Origin of the sequence: Frankia sp. AiPs1 (genome assembly GCF_023716945.1) — a bacterium.
Classification (GTDB): domain Bacteria; phylum Actinomycetota; class Actinomycetes; order Frankiales; family Frankiaceae; genus Frankia.
Map to the genome: position 1 here is coordinate 1 of NZ_JAMQQF010000353.1, position 6064 is coordinate 6064.

Sequence of the window (6064 nt, forward strand, 5' to 3'; positions counted from 1 at the left end):
CCGCGGCGGGGGCCGGTGGACATCCGGCCGGCTGCGGGCGTCCGGCTGCCTGCGGGCGGCCGGCTGCTGGTGGGCATCCGGCTGGCAGTGAAGGATGCGCCGAAGGAGGGGCTCATCAGCCGCGAGGAGGCGGCGAACCGGGAGCCCTGCTCCCAGGACGGCGCGTCGTGCGCCGGAAAGTCCGACCACCGGTCGCCGTCGAACTGGTCGTCCTCGTCGAACTGGTCGTCCTCGTCGAACTGGTCGTCTGCGGCGAACCGGTCAGCGTCGAGTCTCGCGCCCGGGAGCCGGCCGACGTGGAGACGATCCTCCGTGTCGAATTCGTCTTCGACGTCGTACCAGTCGTCCGAGGCGTGCCGGTTGCCTGTCTCGTACCGACCGTCCGCGTCGTACCGGTCATCGTCGAGTCGGTCGTCGGGGTAGAACGGGCCATCCGCCCCCCCGTCGCCGTCGAATCGGCTCGGGCCCTGCGGACCGCCCTCGAACGAGTCGGCCTCGTACTGATCGGTGCCGTATTGATCGGCGTCATCCTGGTCGGTGCCGTACCGGTTGGCGTCGAATCGGTCGGTGTCGAATCGACCGCCCGGGGCGAATCGGCCGTGTCTGGGCCAACCACGGCGCTGCCCGTCCGCGAGATGGTCATCCCAGTCGGGCGCGGACTGTCGGGCCTGGCGAGCGGTGGTGCTGGCCGACAGCGGGCCGGTGAGGGTGTCGAGCTCGCCGGGCGGGGCGAACGGTGGCCGGGGCGGGATCCGCCGCGGGGTGGAGGCAGCCCCGGGGCCGTACCAGCCGGCGCGGTCCGAGGTGTCCCAGGCCGCGACGGTCCCGGTGGGGGGCGTTGGGGCGTAGGCGCGGTCGTCGAGGCCGATCGGGGACGGGACGGCTGGGCGGCGCGGGGCGGCACCCCGGGAGTGCCGGCCGGCGGAGTGGCTACCCACGGCGGCCTCCGGTGGGCAGCAGCGCCTCGGGCCCGGTCGGTCGGGCCTGGCCCGCCCGAGAGCGGGGCGGTTGCAAACAGGCCGCCTCGGCGGCATGGTCGGTGCCCACCGACGAACGCGGACTGGCCGCGGACCGCGGGCTGAGGGCTCGATGACCCCGCACTACGCCTCCGGCTGCATTGGTGTTGTGAGCCCCCCCGGGCCACACGGCACCCCCACGCGCAATCTGACCTTACCCGACCTGGTCGGAGCGGCAAATACCGGACTTATCCGAAGTAACTAGTTAAATATTAGTGCGAGGGGGATGGTCCGTGGCCGGAACGGCGACATCAGGCCGCTGCGCGCCCCATTCCTTCGGCGTGGCCCCGCCCCATCGGACTGGGTCCCGATCGCCGTGGCCGCCCGGCGGCCGGCCTTGTGGGCACGCCATGGCCGGGGCCGGAGCGGTCAGTGCACGCCGAGAGTCGGTCGGGCTGCCGGCCGGTGCAACGGCGCAACGGCGTCACGGCCCGCCGGCAGTTGGCTGTCCGACGGGCGATCCCGGCCGCCGCTTTCGGGTTCCCCCGCTGGTCCCCTGGACGGCCGTTCGGGTGCCCCCGGGGGATCCCCCCCAGGAACGCCAAAAGGCCGGGGCGGCGTCAAATACGCGCGCCCCGGCCTTCAGACCGGCGGGCTGGTCGGCCGGACCACTCGGCGAACCGAGCGGTCCGGCCGGCGTCCAGCGGGCTCCCGGGTGGTGCGGGCGGGTCGGCCGGCGAGTACCGGCCGGTGGTGGCCGACCAGACCCGGACGGCCACCCCTGGATCAGTCGATGGTCCAGGTCTCCCCGCCGGAGATCAGCGACATCAGGTCGCCCTCGCCCTGCCGGGCCCGAGCATCACTGATCTGCGTGTTCAGCGCCTCGTCGTACGTGGGCGCATCGACGCTACGGAAGATCCCGATGGGCGTCACCCCGTGCGTGTCGCCGGTGAGCCGGGACAGCGCGAAGGACTGGCTCGGGTCCGCCGCAGCGGCGTCGTGGACGAGGACGCCGGGGCTGCCGGCGGGCACGACCTCCAGGCTGCCGTCCGCCGTGCGGCGGATCGCCTTGTCGCTCTCGGCGCCGAAGACGAGCGGCTCGCCGTGGGTCAGCTTCAACGTCGCGTCGTCGCGACTCGACCGGTCCTTCAGGGTGTCGAAGGCGCCGTCGTTGAAGATGTTGCAGTTCTGGAAGATCTCGACGAACGCGGTGCCCGGATGCTCCGCCGCGGCGCGCAGCACCGAGGTCAGGTGCGCCCGGTCCGAGTCGATCGACCGCCCGACGAAGGTGGCCTCCGCGCCGAGCGCCAGCGACACCGGGTTATACGGCCGGTCCAGCGAGCCGAACGGAGTCGACTTGGTGATCTTGCCGACCTCGGAGGTGGGCGAGTACTGGCCCTTGGTCAGACCATAGATCCGGTTGTTGAACATGAGGATCTTGAGGTTGACGTTGCGGCGCAGCGCGTGCAGCAGGTGGTTGCCGCCGATGGACAGCGCGTCGCCGTCGCCGGTGACCACCCAGACCGACAGGTCCGGCCGCGAGGTGGCGAGGCCGGTGGCGATCGCCGGCGCGCGGCCGTGGATGGAGTGCATCCCGTAGGTCTGCAAGTAGTACGGGAACCGCGAGGAGCAGCCGATCCCGGAGATGAAGGCGATGTTCTCGCGGGCGATCCCGAGCTCGGGCAGGAAGCCCTGAACGGTGGCGAGGATGGCATAGTCACCGCAGCCCGGGCACCAGCGCACCTCCTGGTCGGAGGTGAAGTCCTTGCGGCTCTGCTGGGCCGGGGCGGCCGGCACCAGGTCGAGCAGCCGATTGCTGATACCGGTGTGGTTCGTCGTGACGGTCACTGGTTGATCACGTCCTCCAAGACGCCGGCCAGCTCCGCCGCCTTGAACGGCAGCCCGCGGACCTGGTTGTAGCCGATCGCGTCGACGAGGTACTCGGCCCGGATCAGAGTCCGCAACTGGCCGAGGTTCATCTCGGGGATCAGCACCTTGTCGTACGACCGCAGGATCTCCCCGGTGTTGGCCGGGAAGGGGTTGAGATGGCGCAGGTGCGCCTGGGCGACGTGCAGGCCCTTGGCGCGGACCCGCCGGCAGCCGGCTGCGATCGGGCCGTAGGTGGAGCCCCAGCCGAGCACGAGCACGCGTGCCTGCCCGGAGGGATCCTCCACCTCCAGCGGGGGGATGTCGTTCGCAATGCCGGCAATCTTCGCCGCGCGCAGGCGGACCATCCGGTCGTGGTTGGCCGGGTCGTAGGAGATGTTCCCCTGCCCGTCGGACTTCTCGATGCCGCCGATGCGGTGCTCGAGGCCCGGCGTACCGGGGACCGCCCACGGTCGGGCGAGGGTCTCCGGGTCACGCAGGTAGGGCCAGAACTCCGGCCCCTTCGGCCCGGTGTGGTTCGGCTCGGTGGTGAACGTGACCTTCAGGTCCGGCAGCGTCTCGCGCCTCGGCAGCAGCCACGGCTCGGAGCCGTTGGCGAGGTAGCCGTCGGAGAGCAGGAACACCGGCGTGCGGTACTTCGTCGCGAGCCGCGCGGCTTCGATCGCGGCGTCGAAGCAGTCCCCGGGCGAGCGGGGCGCCACGATCGGCACCGGCGCCTCACCGTTGCGGCCGAACATCGCCTGTAGCAGGTCGGACTGCTCGGTCTTGGTCGGCAGCCCGGTGGACGGCCCGCCACGCTGAATGTCGACGATGACCAGCGGCAGTTCCAGACTCACCGCCAGGCCGATCGTCTCGCTCTTGAGCGCGACCCCTGGACCAGAGGTGGTCGTGATGCCGAGCGAGCCGCCGAAGGAGGCGCCCAGCGCGGCGCCGATTCCCGCGATCTCGTCCTCCGCCTGGAACGTCCGCACGCCGAACCGCTTGTGCTTGCTCAGTTCGTGCAGGATGTCGGAGGCGGGGGTGATCGGGTAGGACCCGAGGAACAGCGGCAACCCGGTCAGCTCGCCGGCCGCGACCAGCCCGTAGGACAGCGCCAGGTTGCCGGTGATGCGCCGGTAGGTGCCGGACCTCATCCGGGCCGGGGCCACCTCGTAGGTGACGGTGAAGGACTCCGTCGTCTCACCGTAGTTGAAGCCGGCGCGGAACGCGGCGACGTTCGCAGCGGCGATCTCCGGGCGCTTCGCGAACTTCTTCTCCAGGAAACCGACGGTACCGTCCGTCGGCCGGTGGTACAGCCAGCTCATGAGGCCGAGGGCGAACATGTTCTTCGCTCGTTCGGCTTCCTTCTTGTTGACCGAGCCGGTCCCCTCCGCGGCGTGTACCGCGTTGATGGTCATCGAGGTCAGGGGGACCCGATGCACCAGGTAGGGGTCGAGCGTGCCGTCGGTCAGCGGGTCCGTCGCATAACCCGCCTTCTTGAGGTTTCCGCCCGTGAACGCGTCTGTGTTGACGATGAGACTGGCACCGGGAGGCAGATCCTTGAGATTCGCCTTCAACGCGGCGGGATTCATCGCAACCAGGACGTCCGGTGCGTCACCCGGGGTGAGGATGTCGTGGTCGGAATAATGTAGTTGGAATCCGGATACTCCGGCCGGGGTGCCGGCTGGGGCGCGGATTTCGGCGGGAAAGTCCGGGAGCGTCGACAGGTCGTTGCCGAACGTGGCCGTCTCGCTGGTGAACTGCTCTCCGGTGAGCTGCATACCGTCGCCGGAGTCGCCCGCAAAGCGCACGACCACCCGGTCGAGCCGGCGGGTCTCCCTCTCCCTGACCTGCTCAGACACCTTCAGTAACCTCCTCGGGTACCACACCAGCCTACCGGCTGTAGCAATGGGACGCGTGCGGCGTGCCGGGCCGACCGATCGCACGCGGTGGCCCGACGATCAGACCCGAATCTGTTGATCTTCACGTGCTCTGGCGTAGGGTAATCGCCTGTCGACTCTGCGTATGATTGCCCCCGTCCGGTTGGGCTGCTGCTGCCACCCGTGTCCGGGTGGTCGGGATGCGTCGCCCGCCCGATGGGTGCGGCGGTACGGATTCAATACGCTTCCGGGCGGCTTTCCATACAGGTCTGATCGGGCGGCCTGTCGGCGAATAGACACATTCGCAACTATGTTTCGATTACTCCATGTGCGCGACTCGCTATCTTCCGTTGCCACCGCGGTGGGAGCCGTACCACGCAGCGTATCGGTCGCAGGGCACTGGCCGGATGGTGCCGAGGTGCCATCGCGGCCGGTGCGCGGGTGGGAGAGCAGCATCGCGGCCATGACCTCGCATCCCCGTCCGGCCCATCGCGGCCCGGCATCACCACGACCGGAGCGAGACCCCGGTGCTGGCGGACGCCGGGAGACGGTCGGGCTCGTCGGGTCGGGTCGGGCCGGCAGCGCCGTCGCGCTCGCGCTGGCCGCCGCGGGGCACCCGGTGGTGGCGGTGACCGCCAGATCCACCCTCGGTCGTGAACGCGCGGCGGCCCGGTTCCCGGATGCGCGGATCGGCGCGGTGCCGGCGGTGGCGCCGTGGCTGCGGGCGGCCGAAGTGCTGCTCGTCGCCGTCCCGGACGACGCGATCGCGTCGGTGACGGCCGAGCTCGTGGCCGCGGACGCCGTGCGGGCGGAGCAGCTCCTCGCGCACCTCAGCGGCAGACACGGGCTGGGCGTGCTCGCCGCCGGCGCAGCCGTGGGCGCGATCAGAGTGGCGATGCACCCGATCATGACGCTGCCCGACGCGGTGGGTGACGCCGACGCGTTCGCCGGAGTGCCGTTCGGCCTCACCGCCGACCCGAGCGCCGAGATCCGGGCCCGGCGACTCGTCGCCGACGTCGGCGGCGTTCCCCTGCTGATCGAGGAGGGGCGGCGTGATCTCTACCATGCCGCGCTGGTCCTCGGTGGCAACTTCCTCGCCAGCCTGACCGTGGCCGCCGGGCAGACGCTCGCGGCGGCAGGCATCGCCGATCCGGGCGCCGCCCTCGCCCCCCTGCTGCGGGCCTCCCTGGACAACGCCCTCGCAGGCGGGTGGCCAGCGGCCACGGGCCCGGTCCGCCGGGGCGATCTCGGCACCGTCCGAGCCCACCTGCGGGCGCTGGACGCCCTGGATCCGGCCGTGGCGGACGTTTACCGCGCGCTGGTGACGTACACCTCCGGTGGGCTGGAGCGGGCCGGCCCTGT

At 71.1% G+C, this 6064-nt stretch carries 3 protein-coding genes and 1 pseudogene; 1 reads left to right on the plus strand and 3 read right to left on the minus strand.

Features of this window, described 5'->3' with window-relative positions:
* The 3 genes and pseudogenes from ND748_RS22685 to ND748_RS22695 all read right to left on the minus strand — a co-directional run.
* A pseudogene (locus tag ND748_RS22685) lies at window positions 1-938 on the minus strand (hypothetical protein); the annotation flags it as partial.
* A gap of 804 nt (window positions 939-1742) precedes the next feature.
* The gene (locus tag ND748_RS22690; RefSeq protein ID WP_251747986.1) at window positions 1743-2804 is read right to left on the minus strand and encodes a 2-oxoacid:ferredoxin oxidoreductase subunit beta; all 1062 of its coding nucleotides are present in this window, start codon (window positions 2802-2804) and stop codon (window positions 1743-1745) included.
* Window positions 2801-4684, minus strand: a complete 1884-nt coding sequence (locus ND748_RS22695; RefSeq protein ID WP_251747987.1) for a 2-oxoacid:acceptor oxidoreductase subunit alpha — start codon at window positions 4682-4684, stop codon at window positions 2801-2803. Before ND748_RS22695 ends, ND748_RS22690 begins: the two co-directional genes overlap by 4 nt.
* 436 nt (window positions 4685-5120) lie before the next feature.
* Between ND748_RS22695 and ND748_RS22700 the strand changes: the two genes are divergently transcribed.
* On the plus strand, window positions 5121-6064 hold a 944-nt coding region (locus ND748_RS22700; protein ID WP_251747988.1), incomplete at its 3' end, for a Rossmann-like and DUF2520 domain-containing protein.